The following is a 21,279-nucleotide window of genomic DNA, read 5'->3' on the forward strand; positions in this document are numbered from 1 at the left end:
ATCAGGACGGTGCGAGAATGTCGGCTATTTCTTGGCTGGTTTTCCTCGCATTTTGCCGCGATGGGCACTCATGTCGAGAACTTCGCCAGGGCTGTTGTCGTCATTGTTAAGAATGCCGAGACGGCGCGCGACTTCCTGATAGGCATCTTCGATTCCGCCGAGATCCTGCCGGAAACGGTCTTTGTCCATCTTCTCGTTGGTGTTCATGTCCCACAGTCGGCAGCCGTCAGGGCTGATTTCGTCGGCCAAAATGACCCGGCTAAAATCGCCATCATACAGGCGGCCAAACTCTAGCTTGAAGTCGACCAGACGGATGTCGATTGCCGCAAACATCCCGGATAGAAAGTCATTCACGCGAATAGCCATGCTGGCGATATCCTGCATCTCTTCCTGACTTGCCCAGTTAAAGCAGGCGATATGCTCTTCCGCGACCAGAGGATCGCCCAAAGCATCATCCTTGTAGCAATACTCAATCAGCGTGTGCGGCAACGGATCGCCTTCTGCCAGGCCCAGCCGTTTGCAGATCGAGCCCGCAGCTACATTGCGCACGATGACCTCGATCGGAACGATTTCAACCTGGCGGACCAACTGTTCGCGCATGTTCAGGCGGCGGATAAAGTGAGTCGGAATCCCGATATGCGAGAGGCGGGTAAAAACATACTCGCTAATGCGATTGTTGATCACGCCTTTGCCGTTGATCGTTCCCTTTTTCTCGGCATTGAAAGCAGTCGCATCATCCTTGAAATATTGGATGATCGTGCCCGGTTCCGGACCTTCATAAAGGATTTTGGCTTTGCCTTCGTAGATTTGGCGACGACGCGACATGCGGGTTCCTTCAAAATAGGAGCGCCCCGGCGGACTGCGTTAGTGCCGGGGCGAGGGCTTCGTCTTACAAGCGAATTGCGCCGTGTGCAATCAGTCAGCAAATGAGCGGAATGCGTCTTCCACCGCTGCGAATGGGTTGCCGCAATGCTGGATGCGCGCCATTGCAATGCGATGACAATTCGATTTGAACGCGATGGAGCAATCGGCTCCTTGCTGATTGACCGTGCGGACCGCCGCAATGCCATTACTTTGGGGATGTGGCAGACGATCCCGGCACTGCTCGATAAAGTGGAAGCCGAGCCAGGTCTTCGTGTTCTTATTGTTAAGTCTGCGGAAGGCGGTGCATTCAGCGTTGGCGCAGATATCGCCGAAATGGTGGCGAGCAAAGACGATGCGCCTTGGTTGGCGGACAACCAAGCTGCTATTTCGGAAGCGCAGCATAGGCTCGCGCAATGCCCGATTCCGACCATTGCTTTTGTTGAGGGCGATTGCATTGGCGGAGGCTGCGCTATTGCACTGGCGTGCGACATTCGCATTGCAACGCCTGCGGCCCGTTTTGGAATTACGCCTGCGAAACTGGGGCTGGTCTATCCCTTTCATGACGTAAAACTGCTGACTGATCTAGTTGGGCCGGGGCAAGCGAAGCGTTTGCTCTACACTGGCGATTTAATCGGCGCGAAGGAGGCGGAGCGGATCGGGTTGGTGGAGATCATCGCCGATAGCCCCGATCATATTGCCGAAACTATGGCCGCGAATTCAAGCGTGTCTAACCGGATAATGAAGCAGATGACCCGGCGGATTCTCGGTGGGCAGATAGAAGAAGATCTCGCGACGCGCGATATGTTCGCGGCTGCTTTCGAAAGCGACGATTTCGCCGAAGGCACCGCAGCATTTATTGAGAAGCGCAAACCCAAATTCACTGGCTAGGAGAGACCCATGGACGTATCAAAGCTGATGTATCGCGATGGTCTGATGGACGGTCAGCGCATTTTGGTGACGGGCGGCGGCACTGGCCTTGGCCGCGAAATGACCGAGGCGTTTTTGAAGCTGGGCGCGACAGTCTATATCTGCGGACGACGCCAGAACAAGCTGGATGAAACCGCGCAGGAATTGATGGCAGAGCATGGCGGTACTGTGATCGGGCAGGCCTGCGACATCCGCGATGCAGAGGCGATTGATGCCATGGTTGATGCGATCTGGGCGGATGGCGGCGCGCTGACCGGCGTGGTCAACAATGCGGCGGGCAACTTCATCAGCCGGACGGAAGATTTATCGATCAACGGCTTCAACGCGATTTCCGATATTGTCTTTCGCGGAACGTTCTATCTGACGCATAATGTCGGCAAGCGGCTGATTGAAGAGAAGAGGTCTGCGAATTTCCTCTCGATTCTGACGACTTGGGTATGGAACGGCGGGCCATTTGTGGTTCCCTCTGCGATGTCCAAATCAGCAATCAATACGATGACACAGAGCCTTGCGGTTGAGTGGGGCCGCTATGGGCTGCGCTTCAATGCGATTGCTCCCGGCCTGTTCCCAACCGACGGCATGAGCGCGCGACTTTCACCGGGCGGACGCGGGGATAATTCGAACGACCGGATGAATCCGATGGGACGTCATGGCGAGATGCATGAACTCGCAAACTTGGCAGTATTCCTGATGGGACCGGGCGCAGAATGGGTGAACGGCCAGACCATCGCTATCGACGGCGCAGGTTACCAGGCCACAGGCGGTAATTTCTATCAGGCCTTAGCGCCCTTGGGCGATACGGAGTGGCAGCAAATGCGCGATATGATCAAAGGCACCAACGCCAAAGACAAAGCCGACCGTGCGACATAATCGCACCATTCACAGCATCTATTGGGGGGGTGATGGTGCCCAGAGGCAGATTCGAACTGCCGACACCACGATTTTCAATCGTGTGCTCTACCAACTGAGCTATCCGGGCACATCGGCGCTGAATCAAATTGTCCAGTGCGGGTTGGAAGCGCGCGTATGGCGAAGCTGGGCGTACTTGGCAAGGGGTATTCGCGCCGAATTTTAGTCCTGTTTTTCCCAATCCTGTTTTGCGATCTCATCGAGTGACGCAGGACGACCCGGAACGGCATATCCATCGCCGAACCACTGGTTCAAATCGCGGTCGCGGCACCCGCGCGAACAGAACGGATGGAACTCGTCTGTGCGGGGTTTCTTGCAGATCGGGCAGAGCTTGCGTTTCGCACTCATAATGGCACGGCCTGCGCGAAACCGGCTTCGAGAGCAAGCGTAGGGTCAGCCTCTATCCTGATCTTCCTGCCCGTGCGTTTGCTCAGCTCAGCCAGCCATTCCTTGGACAGCTTCGCTTGTATTGTTGGGTGGCAGATAAGCTGGATGGCGCCCGCATCGGTAGTCTCTTCGGCACGTCGCAACAACCGACGCGCCGCAGCGTCGGCTTTGGAGTATGTCAGACGGTGCAACAAAGATGGCCTTTCCAACCGCGCGACGATCTGGACGAAGCCGAATCCGTTCATTGCAGTTTTCTCATGCGGCCAATCCCCGAGTGCAGCGGTTAGCGCCTCATCCACTGCCTTACGATCAGCCTTCACCGCCAGCGTTGGAAAGTCGATTCCGATGGAGCCGCCCAGATCAAACCGCCTGATAGCTTTGGCGATAGGCTCAGTTGCTGCCAGCGCCAACTCGCGCGGCGATCCTCGACCGTCGATGTCGACCAAGACCATTGCCGGCGCGGGAGAGAAGTGCAGAGAGCCACCAGCAAAATCGCAAATCCCAGTCCACGCGTCGTCCCAGATTTCATCCCAATGACCGACTGGTAGTTTCCGCACGACCTTGGCCTTTTCACCTCTAGTTACGATAGCCTCTGCCAAGCTGAGCGGGGGCTGCAGAGCCTGAACGGTAGGGCGACCCTGTGCACGCTTGACGCGCGACTTTTCGCCCATTTGGCTGCGGGTGATCTCGATCCGGATCGGTCCGCCTTCCTGCGCGGCTGCTGAAAGTTTGCTGACCAGAACTTCCTCTCCGGTGGCAAGACGCGCGGTGCCGCGCGTGCTGGCTTTAGTTCGGGAGGTCAAAATGGCGTCTTCGATCAAACCGATACCGGCTGATCCGGGCCAATCTATCCGGGCAGCGATTACCTGCCCCTCATCGATCAGCAGGGCGCGGTGTTCACCGATGCCTTCTTCAATGAGCCATTCAGCCAAGGCGAAAACCTGCCGATTTCAGCAGCGCTCGTGTTTCGAACAACGGCAAGCCCATGACGGACGAGTGGCTACCCTGAATACTCACGATCAGCCCCTCGGCAGCGCCTTGGATGGCATAACCACCGGCTTTACCTTTCCATTCTCCGCTGGCGAGATATCCTGCGATCTCCTGATCGGAGAGCCGTTTGAACTTTACAACGGTTTCATTGAGCTTCTCGCGCAGTGTCCCATCGGGTGCAAGCAGAGCAATCGAGCTCAACACGCGGTGGCGGCGGCCCGAGAGTAGCTCGAGGCACTTGCGTGCGGTATCTTCGTCGTCAGCTTTCGGAAGAATACGGCGACCGGCGGCCACGACCGTATCCCCAGCGAGCACGTGATTATCCCGAGACGCAGCCGCCTTTGCTTTCTCTTGGCTCATCCGGCGCGCGTAAACGCGAGGAAGTTCATGCTCCAACGGGTTCTCATCGATATCGGCTGGAGCAATCCGAGCAGGTACAACACCAAGCCGAGCGAGCAGCTCGCGCCGCCTCGGGCTGGCAGATGCCAAAATAAGAGTGGGCGCGGTCATGGCCGCACGCTGCACTTAAGCGCTAGGGGAGCCGGGACCGCCTTGGCCCCCGGGGCCAGGACCACCGCGGCCGGGCATGAAGCGGTACGTGATCCGCGCTTTGGTCAGATCATAGGGGGTCAGTTCGCACAGAACTTCGTCACCCACGAGCACGCGGATACGGTTTTTGCGCATTTTACCAGCGGTATGGCCAAGCACTTCGTGCCCGTTTTCGAGCTCTACCCGGAACATCGCGTTTGGAAGCAGTTCAACCACTTTCCCGCGCATTTCGAGGAGTTCTTCTTTTGCCATAAAATTCCGTTACCTATGTCGTTCATCGATTGCTGTTGCGCGCCCATACAAGCAGCCGGAACAAAAGGGAAGCCTAAGGCGTATAGGGTTGGGTCTTCACGGTTACGTCATAAAATAGCGACACTTTGATACCGATTGGTGCTTGCGCCGGGCTTCAGTCTCGCGAAGAGGTTTTCCAATGCGCTTACCGATACTTCTTTGCTCGACAGCTGCGGTTGCATTCGCACTGCCAACCAATGGGGCAGCGCAAGAAGTTGAAGCGCAACCGGCGAGTGCAGAACAATCGTCGGTCAACCAAAGCGGTGAGATCGTGGTTGTCGGGCAACGGCTGCGCGGCCAGGTCGAGACTGATCAGCCCCCGGTGCTGGAACTGGAAGAGGAGGATATTGCGGCCTTCGGTGCCAATTCGATCACCGACTTGCTGGCGGCTATCGAACCGCAAACCAGTTCTACGCGTGGGCGTGGCGGAGGGAGGCCCGTATTCCTGATCAACGGCGTCCGCGTAGGCAGCTTTCGTGAATTCCGCTCCTACCCGACCGAGGCAATCCGCAAAGTCGAGGTTCTGCCTGAAGAGACTGCGCAAAAATTCGGGTTTCCGCCTGACCGGCGGGTGGTAAATTTTATCCTGAAAGATAATTTCACCGCAATCACGGGCGAACTTGAATACGAACAGCCATCGATTGGCGGCTATTCACGGACCGAGCAGGAAGCGACGCTTCTCAAGATTACGAAAGCCGGCCGGATCAATCTGAACGTTGAGCTGAACGATGTCTCACCGCTCACTGAAAGTGATCGGGACATTATTCAGACGGCAGCGAGCGAACCGGATGTCGCGACCGATCCTGATCCGGCAGAGTTTCGTACGCTGATCGCCGATTCCCGCCAGATCGAAGCAACCGCAAATTTCGCGAAAGCTTCGCTCGAAAACGGGAGCTCGCTTGGCCTCAATGCGACTTTCAACCGGTCAGACAGTTTGAGCCTGTCCGGTGTCAATACGGTCACTCTTGTTGATGGGGCTGGCAATTCGGCGATCCGAACGTTCGACCCGGACAATCCGCTTGAGACTCGTAGACAGACCAACGTTTTTTCTTCGTCTGCGAGCTACAACAACAGATTAGGGCCGTTCCAACTGACGGCCACTGCGGATGGGAGTATTACCGATGCGCAGACGCAAATTGATCGCCGCGCTGATGTCACAGCGCTGATTGACGATGCTGCTGCCGATAACATAGCAATCAATAGCATAATTCCCGCCCAAGCTGATGCAGGCTTTGATCAGGCGAACAGTGCAAGCTACTCCGGTACCAGCAAGGTCACGCTGCGTGGTTCACCACTTCTGCTGCCCGCGGGTGAACTCTCGACAACGCTGGACCTTGGCTATGACTGGACCCGTATAAACAGCGAAGACTCTAGAGCAGGTTCCACCGTTTCGCTGACCCGTGGGGATTTGTCTGGCGGTTTCACGGTCGGCATCCCGATCACGAGTGTTCGGGATGAGGTCTGGGATACGGTCGGCACAATCAGCGTGAACGGACAGGCGAGCTTCAATCATTACTCGGACTTCGGTACACTATACAGGCTTAGCGGCGGTGTCACATGGTTCCCAATCGACAGTCTCAATTTGCAAGCTACATATGTCTGGCGCGAAGTGCCGCCGTCACTGAGTCAGCTTGGCAGCCCGCAAATCACTACGCTGAATGTGCCGACGTTTGATTTCGCAACAGGCGACACGGCGCTTGTGTCTGTAACATCAGGCGGCAATCCGCTGCTTGAGGCTGAAACGCAATCCGACTGGAGTTTTTCGGGCAGTTGGGAATTTGCCGACAACGCACGGTTCCGCATCGATTATTCGCGCAACACGTCGAGCGATGTGTCGTCGTCATTCCCGTTTCTGACGCCCGAGATAGAAGCGGCTTTTCCCGGGCGCGTGACACGTGATGTGGGTGGTACTTTGGTGGCTTTGGACCGCAGGCCCGTGGACTATTTCGAGACGCATACGGAGCGGCTGACTTTTGGTCTCAATTTGCGGGGCAGCTTTGGCCAGCGGCAATCGCAGCCACCGGCGCAACCTGGCGGAGCCGGGCCAGAACGTTCAAATTCGAGTCAGGATAGCAGGCAGAGCCCATCCGCCGGTGAAACCGCCCGGAGCGGTCAGTCTGGGGGTGATAACGGAGAACCCAAAAGACAAGGCCGCCGCGAGGCGTTCATGAAGCTTCGCGAGCGCGTTTGCGCGGATGACGGAGCAGACTTTCTTTCACGTTTGGTTGCGGCGGCCAACCGGGGAGAGCGGCTGGAAGATTTTCCGGAGTTCGATCCCGCGCAAGCCGAGCGGATTCTCAGCCAATTGCGAAGCGAGGACGGCTCGATTGATCCAGAACGGCTAAAGCAATTCCGAGCGCGAATCTGTATCAGTAACGGCCCATCCGTGGCGCGCGCGGCAGGCGGCGATCGTGGCGGACGTCCAGACTTCGCCAATATGAGCGAAGAGACGCGGGGTGCCTTCATGCAATTTCGCCAACGCTCATGTGCCGATGATGGCGAAGCGTTCCTGACCCGAATGGTCGAAGCCATCAAAGATGGTGATCTGCCCGAAGAACTGGCTGGATTTGATCTGCAGCAGGCTCAAAATATGCTTGAACGACTGCGCGATGATGATGGCACGATAAATACCGGTAGGCTTAGCCGGTTCCGTTCGCGGATGTGCAGTGGCCCCGGCAGATCTGCTCAAGCTGCTGGTCAGGGCGGCGGACCTCCGGCTGGCGCACGAGGTGGCGGGCGCGGTGGCGGCCGTTTCGGCCGAAGCGGTGACGGGCGTGGCCGGTACTTTTTCAATCTCAATCATTCGGTCGAACTGAACCGTGAAGTTTTGATAGCGCCGGGCGGGCCGCTGCTTGATTTGCTCGATGGTGACAGTCTCAGCAGTAGCGGTACGCCGCGGCACAACACCCGGATAGAAGCTGGCGCATTCCGAAACGGCTGGGGAACACGCTTTTCAGTGCGTTATACTGGCACGGCGCGGATCGATGGAGCGGGCGCGCCAAACAGTACCGCATTGTTCGTGGACGATCTGGCGACTTTTGACCTTCGTCTGTTCGCTGATCTCGGCCGAGTTCTCAAGAAGGATAAGGGCGTGTTTAAAGGTATGCGCCTGTCAGTCCGTTTCGATAACATCTTCGATGGCCGCCGCGTTGTGCGTGACAGCAACGGCGATATTCCGTTGAGTTTTCAGCCGCTATTGGTCGACCCGACGGGACGCTATCTGGGTGTCGATATCAGAAAGCTGTTCTAAGCGCGCTTAGTGAAGCCGCGTTTTGGGGAACATCAGGGCTGAAAACCCTTTGGCCTGAAACGGTCTCCATTCACCTTCAGGCTGCGCCAGACGATCTGCAATGGCGACCATAACAGTGGGATTCACGCCAAGGCCAATATGGCTGGCGATCACTTCGATATTCTCCGTTTGACCTTCTGTATCGGGGTGAGGATGTTGCACCGAACCACGCCAATGAACCACACCATCGCCTTTGGTCAGCACGGATGTTGTTGGAACAGGCGGTGCCTCGTCCAAACCGGTGAACTTGCCTTCTTTCAATGGCTCAGGCTCTTTCCCATTGAGATATTCGAACAGGCGCCGCGCATTGCTGTGATCGCGGTCATCGCTGATCGGGCTGCCAAGTGAAATGACCATGCGGACTTTTTCAGGCAACATTTTTGCAAGTTCACGCGCAAACACTCCTCCGAGGCTCCAGCCGACAATAGAAATCTTCCCGCCAGTGCGATCGTGCAGTTCCTCTACGCAGCGCGCCATTGCTTCGACGCGGGCGTTGTCGACTTTGATATTACGACCTAGATTCCAGCCTACAACATCATAGCCGAGCCGCTTCAGAAGCGAGCGCATCGGGCGCGTCGAGCTGTCGGAGGCCATAAAGCCCGGCAAAACCAGTACACCGTGCCCATCGCCTTTTGGTAGAGCGCCCATGCCCATTGCGGGGCGCAGAGCGAGGAAGCTGGCGAATTCGGCCATTGCACGGCCAGGCTCCGAGAGTGTCAGAAACCGGTGCGGCGGACGAGCTGCTATGGCGGCGGGTGCCGCTCCTATTGTGGTTGAAGTCATTTGTTGGCTTTCCCTCCCGCCCTGCGACGTGTTGTTTTTGCTTTTGCGGCTGTCTTGTTGCCGCCTTTTGTTTTGGTTGTAGACTTTCCTGTAGTGGCGCGTTTGGCAGTGGTCTTTTTAGGTGCCGCATTTTGGGTTGGCGCCTTTTTCTTCGCTGCTGCCTTCTTGACCGGTCTTTTTTTAGGTGCCGCTTGCTTGGCTGTTGGTGTTTTCGGAGGTGCGTCAGCCTTTGCCGCGAGATCGCGATATTCTTCGAAGCTCTCCTGAATGCACTCGGCATAATATTCCGGATCGGGCAGCAGATCGCGGCAGGCGGTGAAGGATATGGTCGCCTCGTTGACATAGGACTGAACAACGTGGCCCAGCCCCATACCGTCGGTCAGGCAAACCAGCCCCATCTGGCTTTCAAGCCGCGCGCCGCTGGAATAAATCGGCACCGGCGGACCGGGGACGTTGGTTACAACGGTAGAAAACGGTGCGCTCACCCGGTCGGCAAGGCCAAGGCGGGTGTAGAGCTGTGCGCCAAGCGCCATAAATAGAGCAGGGCTGACCTTGCTCATTTCAGTCATATTGCGCGCGCCCATTGCTTCAGTCATAGCCTTGCTATTGGCGGTCTTGTCGTGGACGAAATCGAGGCGTTCGACGGGGTCTTCCAGCTGCGTCCCGAGCGGCGCGACCATGGCGGCGACTTGGTTGCCCATATCGCCTTTCTCGTCTTTGGACCGGACTGAGATGGGTGCCATTGCGGTAAGCGTGCGGCCCGGCAGATCGTTCTTGCTCAGCAGATACCGGCGCAATGCGCCTCCGACGATCGCAAGAAACACATCATTGATCTTGCATCCCGGCGACAATGCGCGGATCGCCTTGATATCGGCGAGCGGAACGCTGCGGCCTTCAACCACACGAGCCGGTGAAATCGTCCGGTTGAACCGGCATTTAGGCGCGACCATATCGGCGCTGACTTTGAAATCTTTTGTTGCCAAACCTTTGATTGCATTAGCAATACCCGGTGCAGCTTTGGCCGCTACTTCCAACTGCTTCAGTGGATTGGTCAGCGCACTGATATAGGATTTGCCGAGCAGTTCCGCGGGATTTGGTATCTTCTCCGGCTTCCAAGTGTCAGGCGTGTCCGGCGGCGGCGCATCGGGTGTGATCGTATGCATCGCCTCCAGCAAATCGACACCGCTCATGCCGTCGATCGCTGCGTGGTGGACTTTCGTCACCATTGCAAAGCTGCCGGGTGCAACGCCGGGGACGTTGTCGAGCCCCTCGACAATCGTGAATTCCCATGGCGGCCGTTTCAAGTCGAGCGGGCGGGCGAAAATACGCGCAGCCTGAATGCATAGCTGCCGCCAGTCACCGGGCTTTGGCAATGCGATATGGCGCACATGATATTCCAGATCAAAGTCCGGATCCTCTACCCAGTATGGATAGTCGAGATCAAACGGCACTTTAACCAGTCGCTGCCGGATTGTCCGCGAAAGCTGCATTCGGCTTTTAAAAAAGCCCAGAATATCTTTGTAGCGGACAAATCCGCCTGGTGCTGTTTCTGGATTATAAATCAGTATCGAGCCGATATGCATCGGCGAATTGCGCGTTTCCAGCGCGACGAAGGACGCATCCATACCTTGGAGTTGGCGCAATTTCTGACTTCCTCTCTACCCGGCCCGATCTTTGTCAGGTCCGAAGCGTCACATAGACGTAACACACGCGGGCGCGTCGTCAATGCATATGTATGCGCACCCCGGTAGAGCCATGTAGGAAAGCCGCAAGGCCTATGCACGTTCCTATGCGTGTGTTGGAACTTTTTTGGTTGCGCCGATATAGGTTCGCAGCGACTGGCGGTATCGCTTCATGGAACGGGCTGGCTTGCGTGACTGGACCAATGGCGGGACGTTCTCTGCCACCGGTTCCATCAAGTACATTTCCTCGATCAAGCGAGCTATCTCGTGGCAATCGCGCACGCTCATACCCGCCATTCCCGGTAGATCACGGCAATCGCCATGGGTCAGACCGAACAGGAAGAGTTCGCGGTAGGCAACCCGCTCTGCCAGTCCGCTCGTGACGCGAAGACCCAGTTTCTCAGGCAGTTGTTCAATTGCGGCGTTAAATCGCTCCAGTTGAACTTTCTCGGCGCGGCGAACGCGATTCTTGATCAACATCCAGTCTGTTGGCTGGTATCCGCTTGCTACCCGCTCCTCACGAAGCTGCATCACCAGATCGGCAAAGCTACCGGGGCCAGTCATTGTCATGGTGCCGACATTGAATTTGGCGACCGAATCCAGATCCACAAAGTTGGGATTCACCGGCGTGATCAGCTTATCGGCCAGAGCAATCGCACGGCGCGCTATCGGCGAGTCATGGCCAGCGACGTCAATGATGATCGTGTCACAACCTTGGCCGCTGCGCGCGATCTCCTGCATTAGCATCGCACCGCTTTGATGCGACAGGACCAAATGCCTAGGCGTGGGTAGGGTTATCCCGAGGCTGCGCGCCGTCGCCTCACGGTTCTCCAGCGCGCGATCAAATGAGCGCTGGCGTTTGTCGAGGTCGATAGCGAGAATTTTGTGCCCGGCTCGGGCCAATGCAATCGACGTATGAAACGCAAGAGTGGACTTGCCGACGCCGCCCTTCTCATTGGCGAACACAATAACGCGAGCTGAAATTTCCGGACGATTGCGAATATCTGCGAGAACCACCGAAGGGTGCTCGCCATCACAAACGCGTCCGGCATTCTCTAAGCTCATGCGTGTTCCCCAACAGCCCCAAAACCGCATCTATTCTTGGTCAACGCTGATCCACGCGCGACTCGGGTTTCGACTGTAAGTGTCGCTAATTCACAGCTTATCCACAAGTAAATTCGATTCTCGTTTTGAGACATGGCGCATCTTCAAAGATTCAGTCTTTTGAATCAGTTGGGTAGCTCTATTGCTAACCGCTCTCACCCATAAGAATAGCCGCTCGCGGCTTGTGCTACCGCTCTAAAGTGGTGTTTTCCGGCGAAGCACCGTGTAGCCGAAAACGACCAGTATCAGCGCCATGGTCCCAAGAATTCCGAGCCGCAGAATATCAATCCCGCGGAAGCTCGATTCCTGCACAAAGTCGACCACATCAACCATCACCGACAGCAGGCCGAACAGAGTAAAGATGATCACAAATGTGTTGAGCTGGCTGTCATACAGGCTGCGCAACGATCCGCGCACGCGATCATACATTTTTTCAAGCGTAGCGAGCTTGTCATTGATGGCTTCGAACCGGTTATTGGTGCCCCAGCACGAAATGATTTCCTGCCACAATACGCGCGACTGTGGATCGAGATGGTAGGAATAGTCATTATAGGCTGACCGGAACAGCTCCGCATATTCAAGCAGGTCAACGATTTCCTGCGACTTCTCTTCGAGAGCCTGAATCTTGTCGAAACCGGAAATGTTGCGCTGGTCGACCTCGCTACTGAGCGCGTTGATGTAGTGGAACAATTCGACATCGAAGCTTTCGATCCGCGCCCAATAGGCATTTTGCATCGACACCACGCGCGGGACCAGATCGAGATCGGCTTCGAAAGCTTCCTTGTCCGCTATCACGAGCGAGTTTCCGACACCAACGTAGAAATCGTAATCGTCATCAATGGCCAGATTGCGAACATCGTCGGGCTCATGCCGGAAAACCAGCGCTTCGACTTCCTTGGCCTCGTCGACAAGAGGGTCGCTGCGTTCGAACCGAAAGATCCGGTGCACCCATAGCATCCGGATATCGTCATTCTCGCGCTGGCGCATGATCGGGGCAGGGATGTTGGATTGCGGCCCGGCCTGTAGCAGAAATTCCGCTGGGATCGCGTCGATCAGCGCATCAGCGGTTTCCTGTGCCAAAGGCGTCCAGATGGGAACTTGCGAACTTATGCCTTCCACAAGGCCGCGGAACTCCTTGATCGCGCTGCAATTCGGACATTCCAACCGGCCATAGGCCAACATTGTTGCGTAACCGAACTCCAGCTGGCGGATGATGATCTGCTCGACATGAAATGCCGCAGTTCCGCTCTCATCCTTCAGCGTGGCCGGCAACGAAAGCGCCACCAGAGCCGCTGATAGATCTTCACCGGTCAGGCGGCGCTCGGCGATATAGCGCGGCAATATTGTCACCCCGCGCCGGTCATCGACATCAATTTGCAAACCGCTTTGGCGCACTTTGGATCGGGCAATATCCCATGCACCGACCGGCATACTGGCATCGGTGACGGCCTGCTGGACCGCACCGAAACTATCGAGCGCCGCGCGCCGGGAGTCGAGATAAATACCCGTGTGCAGCGGTGCGTTGAACACCACCTGCCGACTATTTTGCGCCATCACTCAACCCCCAACTATACTCATTAACTCAGAAGTTCCTCGACAAATTTTCGCGTATCGGCAGCTTTTGCCAGGAGAGTTTGCTCAAGCCTGTCTTTGATCGTTTCCGGGATGTTGGCATCGCCCGTTACGACATCGAGATATCGATCCAGCGTATTGGCGACATCGACCTTGTCCAAAGCGTCACTGCAGGCATCCAATGCTTGACCCCGATAGCCCTTGGTACGCGCCATCAGCATGAACAATGCAGCTTCCTGCGCTTCGCCGATACATTCGAACGGCAATTGGGATTCGAGCCCGACCAGCTGGCGGAATAGGAATGTGTTCTCCGGAACGTCGTACAGATTCTCCGGACCGAACGTTGCCTCGACAATTTCGCGATCAAGAAACGCGGTGTAGCCTAGCCACACATACAGGCATTTGGCGCAGCGACGGCACCATGGTTTTTCAATGTTACAGCTGTGCGTGTGAGGGATGGACTCGGTGACGCCGCGCAGTGCGCCGAAAATCGAGACGTCGTAGATTGGTTTCAAGATGCTGAAATAGTCAAACTCCGATACCAAATGCGCCCGGACATAGTCGTTGAGAAGCTTCTCGGCCTCGTAAGACTTGCCCCATTGGTGATTTACCGGCTCGCCGGTCTTCTCCCATACGACCTGCGGTGCGTCGGCGCTGCGCTCATGCGCCAGACAGACATAGCGGTAATTGTGATGCAGCACGTAAGGCAGCGCGCCAAAGATGGAGCTGGGGGTTTCCGCAGCAGTTACTGCGTCGACGTTTAAATCCTTGCGCAGCTCCAGAACCGGACTGTCGAGGAAATCGTCATAGATCCACTGGCGGTGCTGGTTTGTCACGCCGTAGCTATCCAGCAATTTCCCGATCAGTGCATGTTGCGGCGCAGCCCGGCCATAAAAGCTCGCCGAATAGGCAAGTGTGCCGTGCTCCTGCCCGAGAGACTTCAGCAGATCGAGCGAGACGAGACTGTCTTTACCGCCACCGCAGAATGAGAGGAATCCGCCCGAGAGATCGCGCTCACCAATCGCTGGCGGCGCGTCTGTGGCGGTAATGGCAAAGTCCGGGCCGAGATAGTCGGGCTCGTCATTTTCAAAGCGCCATTGCGCCCAGACATTGCGATAAATCGTCAGCCATATCTCCTTGAACTCGGCAGTGACCAGATCGCTATAGTCGCCCCAATCGAGCGTGTCGGGTTTCAGGCTGACAATCTTGTTCATTTCGAACGCAGCGATGTGGAATATCATAGCTCGTATGAACGCGGCACCAAACCGTTCTGACAGACCGTCGAAATCAACGCCTTCGTACCAGATCGCATTCGTGAAGGTCAGTCCGTCCAGCGTATATTCGAAGAACAGCTGCGAGTGGGTCCAGCGGATTTTCGCGAGTCGAAGCGTGCGGGGCGTAGCCATGAGGCGACTCTAACCTGTCGCCGCGACTTTTCCACCCCCAGCCTGTGTTTGACCTGTCGGCGCAAAGGCTTATTTGCCAGAGCATGTCCAAACCGCGCGAACCCTCCAAAGCTGGTAGCAAGCTTGCCGCCCCAAACGGGCCCGGAAGCGCTGAAAGGTTCAACGAGGAGAACGCTACATACACCGTCGCTTCGGCCACGCCCGATCTGGATACGGGACTACAAGCGATCCGCGACACCGTGAAAACCTTGAAGCCAGTTCCAGGCGTGTACCGGATGCTCGATACGCGCGGTGACGTGCTGTATGTCGGCAAGGCGCGGGTGCTGAAAAACCGTGTCGCCAACTACACCCAGCCGAAGGGGCAGCCGCAGCGCCTCCTCCGGATGATCAGCCAGACGCGTCGAATGGAAATCGTTACCACCAATAGCGAGGCTGAGGCACTGCTGCTGGAAGCGCAACTAATCAAACGCTTCCGGCCGCCATTCAATGTGCTGCTGCGCGATGACAAGAGCTTCCCGTTTATCCTGCTGCGCACAGAACATGACTTCCCGCGGATCATGAAACATCGCGGCGCAAGGCGGGCGAAGGGCAATTATTACGGACCATTCGCTAGTGCCGGCTCGGTCAATACAACCATCAACGCGCTGCAAAAGCTGTTCCTGCTGCGGTCCTGCACCGACAGCTTTTTCAGCCGCCGCGACCGGCCGTGTCTGTTGTATCAAATCAAGCGCTGTTCAGCCCCATGTGTCGACCGGATCAGCAAGGATGATTATGCTGAGCTGACCAGGCAGGCGAAGGATTTCCTTGGCGGAAAATCTGGCGCGGTGCAGGCTGATCTGGAAAAGCAAATGGCTAAGGCGGCGGAGGATCTCGATTTTGAGACCGCCGCCATTCTGCGCGACCGGCTGCGCGCCGCGACCTTCATTCAGGGCAGCCAAGCCATCAATGCCAGCGGTGTGGGCGATGCTGACGTGTTCGCGCTCGCCAGCAAAGGCGGCCAGATTGCGGTACAAGCCTTCTTCATTCGCGGTGGACAGAATTGGGGGCACCGCGCGTTCTTCCCGAGCCACACCAAGGACGTGGAGGAGGATCAGGTGCTCGCCAACGTTCTCGCACAATTTTACGAGGAAGTGCCGCCGCCGCGTACCATTCTGGTCGATCGCAAACTGCCCGAGCAGGCGCTGATCGAAGAGGCCTTTGCGGCAGCTGCGGAGCATAAAGTCGATATCTCGATCCCGCAGCGCGGTGACCGGCGCAGCCTGATGAAACAGGCGCAGCGCAATGCCAAGGAAGCCCTCGACCGGCGGCTGGCTGAACGCGGCACGAAGGCCAAGACGTTGCGCGAATTGGCCGAGTTTCTCGAACTGCCCGAAGTCCCGCAGCGGGTGGAAGTCTATGACAACTCGCACATTCAGGGATCGAAAGCGGTCGGCGGGATGATTGTTGCCGGGCCGGAGGGCTTCATCAAAAACCAGTACCGCAAGTTCAATATCAAGAGCGCGCAAACCGATGATGATTTCGGGATGATGCGCGAAGTTATGCAGCGCCGCTTTGCCCGCGCGATGAAGGATGATCCCGATCGCGAAACCAGCGGAGATAAGGCCGTGTGGCCCGATCTTGTTCTGATCGATGGCGGGAAGGGGCAGATGAGCTCTGTGCGCGATACGCTGGAGGAATTGGGCATCGAGGATGTCCCGTTGATCGCTATCGCCAAAGGACCGGGCCATGGCCGCGAAGGCCGCGAAGTGTTCCACTTCCCCGATGGCCGCGAGAAGATGCTGCCGACCAATTCGCCGGTTCTGTTCCAACTCCAGCTATGGCGCGACGAAGTCCACCGCTACGCCATCGGCGCCCACCGCGCCAAACGCAGCCGCGCCATCACTGCGAGTCCGCTAGATGAAATTCCGGGCGTCGGCCCGGCACGAAAGCGCGCTTTGCTGCTGCATTTTGGTACCGCAAGCAAGGTGAGGGCCGCGAGCCTAGAAGACCTGCAGCGCGCACCGGGTGTCAGCGCCGGCGTCGCGCAGACGGTGTATGACTATTATCATGCGGGTGGGTGAGGGATGACAGCAAGAGACCTTACGGCTGAACAAAGAGCAGCGGATTATTTTCACCATATAGACATGGGGTTTCTGAACCGTCGACTTTGTATGTCGGCGCTCATGCAAGACGGTCGGGCGTTTTACGCTCAAAACGCTCGCGTCGGACATGATCATTTGACTCGACTTTCCAATGACCATTTGTTGGTTACATTGTTACTTGACCGCTGCGATTCTGTCGGAGCGCCCACACTCATCGAGGCAGTTGGCAAGGGAAAACCGAAGTATCTGTTTCGGAGTACTCATGCGTTAGCTCCTTGCCCAGAGGTCTACACTGCCGAGCGGGTAACACAGCAGGTCCTGACAGATATCGAGCTCGATAAGCCGCTTAGACTTTCCTATCACACCGAGCATATTGTCAGTTCGACGGGCAAGATGATGCTCGCTCAGGGTTCGGATGACAATTATCTTGAGTCAATTGTTGGCCTTGTTCACGATAAAGATGGTCGTTGGGAAATCGAACCACTGGTAATGGGAGCCCCGTGGCTTGATCATCCGCGTAACGGGAAGCACAGCGGAGATTTGATGTGGTTAGGTCGCGACTTTGGTGAAATTCTTGCTGAAGATATAGATGAATTTTCTAACCTAACTGACGTCAAGGTCACGTCGGCGGACGAGTGGATGAGCGTCATGCGCGATCTCTCTGAAGAAGACGTTAAGCAGAAAATCGCAACATTGTTTGCCGAACCAACGAAGAAAGACTGGGGTGGGGAGAGGAATGATTTATTCACAGCTCAGATGCATGTTCTCGGCGGACGCCGGACTGCCGCATTTTTGTTGAAGGGGCCGACTAATTTCCGAGAAATGACCCTCGATATGTGCGGGAAGAGAGCCGATCAGGTTCTTCGGTTAACTGAGAGTGGTGCAGATATATCTGTAGTCCAGCACTCACATCAGATTGGAGAGGCGGTGCGGAGCACGCTTCGGCAGCTTACGGTGACGCCCGGGAGAGCCAAAAAGTACTGTACGATAGATGGACAGACTACCTATCGAATTCTCAAGGCAAACAAGCTACTTTGAACCCAACATCCCCCTTTCAACCCAGCATGAATGCACGCCGCTGCTAATCTTGTGCGGCAGCTTTAGCCGACAAATCGGGCCCTTGGTCACATCGCCAGCATCTAAAATCGCCAGCTCGCTCGTTCCGGTGTTCTCGTCGATCAGGAATGTTACGAGATATCCGTCATCCTCTGAAGCCGCGCCTTTGCGCGGCACCATCGGGCTTTCGCTTGCATATACGCCCTCGGGCAGCTCGAAGACTTGCTCCTCGCCCGTTTCGGTGTCGTGCTTGACGTAGCCGTTGAACAGGAACCAGCCGGGGCGCGTGGTGGTGGACCATAGGTAGCGCGAGGGTTTCATTAGATAGTCCGGATTGATCATTCCGAATTCGACAATGCGGTCGGACAAGCGTTCTTCAGTGGTCTCGCCGGTCGTCAGATTGAAGCGCCAGCGGTGAAGGCGGCTTTGGAAGCTGTGCTCGTCGACATAAGCCATCATGTGGCTGTATTGCCCTGCTTCTTCCAGCGGATCGGGCATCGGCTTTGACTGATGATAGCCTTCGAGGACAACTTCATCGCCTTCTTCCCCCTTGACCTCATACGCATTGGTCCAGTGGAGCACGTAGGTCGGGTCAGCCTCAAACCAGCGGATTTCTTCGGGCTGGCCGTGACGCGGGATCAGTGCGAAACGGGTTGGCAATCCTTCGTGAATGCGCGCGGCGTGGAGGTCGCGCTTGAGCAATTCCGCGTCCCAGAACAGCGGCATATCGTTGAGGATCGACCAGTTCTTGGTGATCGCCATATCGTGCGGAAGGCGCGGTCCGGGCAGAGGGATTGGGACATAGTGCACCAGCTTGCCTGCACGGTCGACCACGCCATAATGCATGTAGGGCGCGTGCTTTGAATAGTTGAAGAACATCAGCTCGCCGGTCTCTTCATCGACCTTCGGATGCGCTGAGACGCCGTCGATTGGTCCCCACGGTGCCTTGCCCAGATTATCGAGCGTTTCAGGATCCATCATCCACGCTTCGCCGCATTGGTAGAAAGTGGCATAGGCCACGCCTGCATGGACGATTATGTCGGTGCTGCCGGTGTCTTTCAGCCCGCCATGCGCGCCGAAGCCAGGGCGTTTGGATGTGCCCGGCGGGTCCATCAATCCGCCCCACAGCGAGCCATCCGCAATCTGCTCCTGCGTAAAACAATGGGTGCGAATGAAGCGGTTGCGGTAGCTGACTTTGCCGCGAGAAATGCTGACCTGATGGACCATCGCATCGCCGTCAAACGGATGATGGCGGCCCAGCGGCTGGTGCACCGGGTTTTCAGTGTTGCGCAGATAGATGCCATCAATATCGGCCGGAACTTCGCCTTCGATCACTTCCAGTTCGGCAACGTCCACCTCCTCATGCAGGGGAGCCCAAGGACCGCTGAGATATGGATGATTGCTCGGCTCGAGTGTGGTTTTGACCGGCGGTTGCTTGGTAATCTGCATTCGCGTGTTCCTCTCGGTGGTGAGAGTAGCGAATGGCAGTCACGACGCAAGCGGCTCCGGCATCGTGAGTAATTTTGCCGGTATCTTGATCCAGATCAATGCGCGGCATTGCGATGGGGCGCAAAAGACTCGCAAGGGAGCGCAGCCCCCGATTTCATGACGCTCCCTCTGACTGGAAGGAGTCACGATTATGCGATCTATCTTAGTTCATGTTTATAACGATCCCGGCATTGAGGCGCGGCTGCAAGTCGCGCTGGACATGGCGCGGTCTTACGATGCGCATTTGACCTTTTTGCAGGTGGTGCAGCAACCTATCGTTCTACCCGGAGATTACACTGGCACAATCACCGCACAGATGATGCCGGTTGTCCAGGAACAGGCAGACGAGCTGCGCAAAGTGATCGAAGCCCGATTGGCCGATGAAGACGTCCGCTGGGACTGGGTTCAGGAAGCTGGCATGGCCGATGACATGCTGATGAGCCATGCAGCGCTCAATGATCTAGTACTGGTGGGCTGCGTTGCACCGCAAGGGTCGGAAACGCAGCCATCGCGGCTGGCAGGGACCTTGGCGATTGAAGGCCGAAGCCCGGTGATGGTAGCCCCAAAGGATGCGAAAGGCTTCGACCCGACGAAACCTGCGTTGGTTGCGTGGAACGGTTCGCGAGAGGCCTCACATGCGTTGCGAGAGGCACTGCCCATGCTCAAGCACTCAAAGTCTGTCTATTTGGTGACAGTGACCGGTGAGAATGATCGAAAGCGGTCCGCGTTGCCACCTGTTGATGGCGCGGCCTACCTATCGCGGCATGGTATTTCGTGCGAGATTGTCGAACTGCCATGTCTGGGACGGCATCCGGCGGAAGTGCTGCTCGAAGCTGCGGAAAGCCGCGATGCCGGTTACATCGTGCTAGGTGCCTATGGCCATGCGCGATTGTTCGAGCTGGTATTTGGCGGCGTCACGCTGCGGATGCTGAAAGACCCGCCAATACCTTTAGTGCTTGCCCACTAATCTAAGGCTTTGGGCGTGCGGCGGCGGATCACGCCTTCCTGGGCGACGCTGGCGATCAATTCGCCGTCGCGGTTAAAAATACAGCCACGGTTGAAACCGCGCCCACTGCCGCTCCACGGGCTATCGGTTGCGTAAAGCAACCACTCATCCGCCCTTGCCGGACGATGGAACCAGATCGTGTGGTCGAGGCTTGCGCCGTTAAGTTCACCGCGCATCCAGCTGAGGCCGTGGGGCAGCGCACTTGTGCCAAGCAGAGTGAAGTCGCTGGCATAGGCGATGATCGCGCGGTGCAGCGCCGGATCTTCGGGCAAAGGCGCGGCGGCTCTGAGCCAGCTATGCGCTCTGGGTTCTTTCTTCTCGCTGTTCATCCAGTGCAGCCGGTCGATAGTACGCATTTCGATAGGGCGCGGACGCAGCATCATCTTTTTCGCGGCCTCGGGCATATTGGGCTGCTTGGCAATCATCTCACGCCGCATTTCCATGTCAGACTTCAAATCCTCTGGCGGTGCGACGTCGGGCATCACGTAGTCGCCATGCTCCAGCCCGTCTTCCGCCTTCTGGAAGCTGGCTGTCAGGTTCAGGATCGGTCGGAGTTGTCCGTCTTCCTCGGCCTGGCTGGCCACAACCCGGCGGTTGGAGAAACTGCGCCCGTCAAAATCGCGCGCGATCTGATAGTCGATCGGCGGGCCTTCTTTGCCGCCGCGCAGGAAATAGGCGTGGAGCGAATGCGCGCCCTTTTCCTCAGGCACGGTATCTTGCGCGGCCATCAGCGCCTGCGCGATAACTTGCCCGCCAAACACGCGCCCAACCCCGCCTTGTTGCGGGTTGCCGGTATAATTGTCGTCGCTGTTCTTAGTGACTGTCAGCAAGCGCACGAGGCCATCGACAAGCTCTTGCGGGGATTTAGGTTCGCTCATGAAACGGTTCTGCGTTG

18 protein-coding genes and 1 tRNA gene are annotated in these 21,279 nt (G+C 56.9%); 6 read left to right on the plus strand and 13 right to left on the minus strand.

The features are described 5' to 3' along the window. Positions 1 to 24 precede the first annotated feature (24 nt). Complete coding sequence (purC, locus tag GRI35_RS07000) at positions 25 to 825, minus strand: phosphoribosylaminoimidazolesuccinocarboxamide synthase (protein ID WP_160613500.1); 801 nt, start codon at positions 823 to 825, stop codon at positions 25 to 27. A gap of 171 nt (positions 826 to 996) precedes the next feature. Between purC and GRI35_RS07005 the strand changes: the two genes are divergently transcribed. Further along, positions 997 to 1,752: an enoyl-CoA hydratase/isomerase family protein gene (locus GRI35_RS07005; RefSeq protein ID WP_160613501.1), complete on the plus strand. Its 756-nt coding sequence runs from the start codon at positions 997 to 999 to the stop codon at positions 1,750 to 1,752. Between the two features lie 9 nt (positions 1,753 to 1,761). Next, entirely contained in the window at positions 1,762 to 2,661 is a 900-nt protein-coding gene (locus tag GRI35_RS07010) for an SDR family oxidoreductase (protein WP_160613502.1), read from the plus strand. A gap of 33 nt (positions 2,662 to 2,694) precedes the next feature. Here GRI35_RS07010 and GRI35_RS07015 read toward each other — a convergent pair. From GRI35_RS07015 to infA, 5 genes are all read right to left on the minus strand, one after another. Further along, positions 2,695 to 2,770 (minus strand) — tRNA-Phe (locus GRI35_RS07015). Positions 2,771 to 2,862: 92 nt separating this feature from the next. Next, on the minus strand, positions 2,863 to 3,048 hold the full coding sequence (gene yacG / locus GRI35_RS07020; protein WP_160613503.1) for a DNA gyrase inhibitor YacG: 186 nt from the start codon (positions 3,046 to 3,048) through the stop codon (positions 2,863 to 2,865). After that, positions 3,045 to 4,019 (minus strand): Rne/Rng family ribonuclease, encoded by a 975-nt coding sequence (locus tag GRI35_RS07025; RefSeq protein ID WP_160613504.1) that lies wholly within the window; start codon positions 4,017 to 4,019, stop codon positions 3,045 to 3,047. The genes yacG and GRI35_RS07025 overlap by 4 nt, the downstream gene beginning before the upstream one ends. Continuing rightward, a complete protein-coding gene (locus GRI35_RS07030) occupies positions 4,012 to 4,587 on the minus strand; it encodes a Maf family protein (RefSeq protein ID WP_160613505.1) in 576 nt (191 codons plus the stop codon). Before GRI35_RS07030 ends, GRI35_RS07025 begins: the two co-directional genes overlap by 8 nt. 15 nt (positions 4,588 to 4,602) lie before the next feature. Then, positions 4,603 to 4,878, minus strand: a complete 276-nt coding sequence (gene infA / locus GRI35_RS07035; RefSeq protein ID WP_160613506.1) for a translation initiation factor IF-1 — start codon at positions 4,876 to 4,878, stop codon at positions 4,603 to 4,605. A 178-nt stretch (positions 4,879 to 5,056) separates the two neighbouring features. On the opposite strand from infA, the gene GRI35_RS07040 reads away from it, so the two are divergent. Further along, complete coding sequence (locus tag GRI35_RS07040; protein ID WP_160613507.1) at positions 5,057 to 8,167, plus strand: TonB-dependent receptor; 3,111 nt, start codon at positions 5,057 to 5,059, stop codon at positions 8,165 to 8,167. A 6-nt stretch (positions 8,168 to 8,173) separates the two neighbouring features. On the opposite strand, the gene GRI35_RS07045 is transcribed toward GRI35_RS07040, so the two are convergent. From GRI35_RS07045 to GRI35_RS07065, 5 genes are all read right to left on the minus strand, one after another. Then, a complete protein-coding gene (locus GRI35_RS07045; protein ID WP_160613508.1) occupies positions 8,174 to 8,989 on the minus strand; it encodes an esterase/lipase family protein in 816 nt (271 codons plus the stop codon). Then, entirely contained in the window at positions 8,986 to 10,614 is a 1,629-nt protein-coding gene (locus tag GRI35_RS07050; protein WP_160613509.1) for a WS/DGAT/MGAT family O-acyltransferase, read from the minus strand. The genes GRI35_RS07045 and GRI35_RS07050 overlap by 4 nt, the downstream gene beginning before the upstream one ends. A gap of 162 nt (positions 10,615 to 10,776) precedes the next feature. Next, positions 10,777 to 11,736 carry a division plane positioning ATPase MipZ gene (locus GRI35_RS07055; protein WP_160613510.1) on the minus strand — a complete coding sequence of 320 codons (960 nt, stop codon included), beginning with the start codon at positions 11,734 to 11,736 and terminating at the stop codon, positions 10,777 to 10,779. A 234-nt stretch (positions 11,737 to 11,970) separates the two neighbouring features. Continuing rightward, on the minus strand, positions 11,971 to 13,329 hold the full coding sequence (locus tag GRI35_RS07060; protein WP_160613511.1) for a hypothetical protein: 1,359 nt from the start codon (positions 13,327 to 13,329) through the stop codon (positions 11,971 to 11,973). Between the two features lie 23 nt (positions 13,330 to 13,352). After that, positions 13,353 to 14,753: a hypothetical protein gene (locus GRI35_RS07065; protein WP_160613512.1), complete on the minus strand. Its 1,401-nt coding sequence runs from the start codon at positions 14,751 to 14,753 to the stop codon at positions 13,353 to 13,355. An 83-nt stretch (positions 14,754 to 14,836) separates the two neighbouring features. On the opposite strand from GRI35_RS07065, the gene uvrC reads away from it, so the two are divergent. Together uvrC and GRI35_RS07075 are read left to right on the plus strand one after the other, a co-directional pair. Next, positions 14,837 to 16,813, plus strand: a complete 1,977-nt coding sequence (gene uvrC, locus GRI35_RS07070) for an excinuclease ABC subunit UvrC (protein ID WP_160613513.1) — start codon at positions 14,837 to 14,839, stop codon at positions 16,811 to 16,813. Between the two features lie 3 nt (positions 16,814 to 16,816). Then, positions 16,817 to 17,872, plus strand: a complete 1,056-nt coding sequence (locus GRI35_RS07075; protein ID WP_160613514.1) for a hypothetical protein — start codon at positions 16,817 to 16,819, stop codon at positions 17,870 to 17,872. Here GRI35_RS07075 and GRI35_RS07080 read toward each other — a convergent pair. Continuing rightward, on the minus strand, positions 17,864 to 19,339 hold the full coding sequence (locus tag GRI35_RS07080; protein ID WP_160613515.1) for a carotenoid oxygenase family protein: 1,476 nt from the start codon (positions 19,337 to 19,339) through the stop codon (positions 17,864 to 17,866). The genes GRI35_RS07075 and GRI35_RS07080 overlap by 9 nt on opposite strands. A gap of 190 nt (positions 19,340 to 19,529) precedes the next feature. Between GRI35_RS07080 and GRI35_RS07085 the strand changes: the two genes are divergently transcribed. After that, positions 19,530 to 20,345, plus strand: a complete 816-nt coding sequence (locus tag GRI35_RS07085) for a universal stress protein (protein WP_160613516.1) — start codon at positions 19,530 to 19,532, stop codon at positions 20,343 to 20,345. Here the strand turns inward: GRI35_RS07085 and GRI35_RS07090 are convergent. After that, on the minus strand, positions 20,342 to 21,262 hold the full coding sequence (locus GRI35_RS07090) for an acyl-CoA thioesterase (protein ID WP_160613517.1): 921 nt from the start codon (positions 21,260 to 21,262) through the stop codon (positions 20,342 to 20,344). The genes GRI35_RS07085 and GRI35_RS07090 overlap by 4 nt on opposite strands. Positions 21,263 to 21,279 lie beyond the last annotated feature (17 nt).

The sequence above is a fragment of the Pontixanthobacter aestiaquae genome (genome assembly GCF_009827455.1).
In the GTDB taxonomy this organism is placed as follows: Bacteria; Pseudomonadota; Alphaproteobacteria; order Sphingomonadales; family Sphingomonadaceae; genus Pontixanthobacter; species Pontixanthobacter aestiaquae.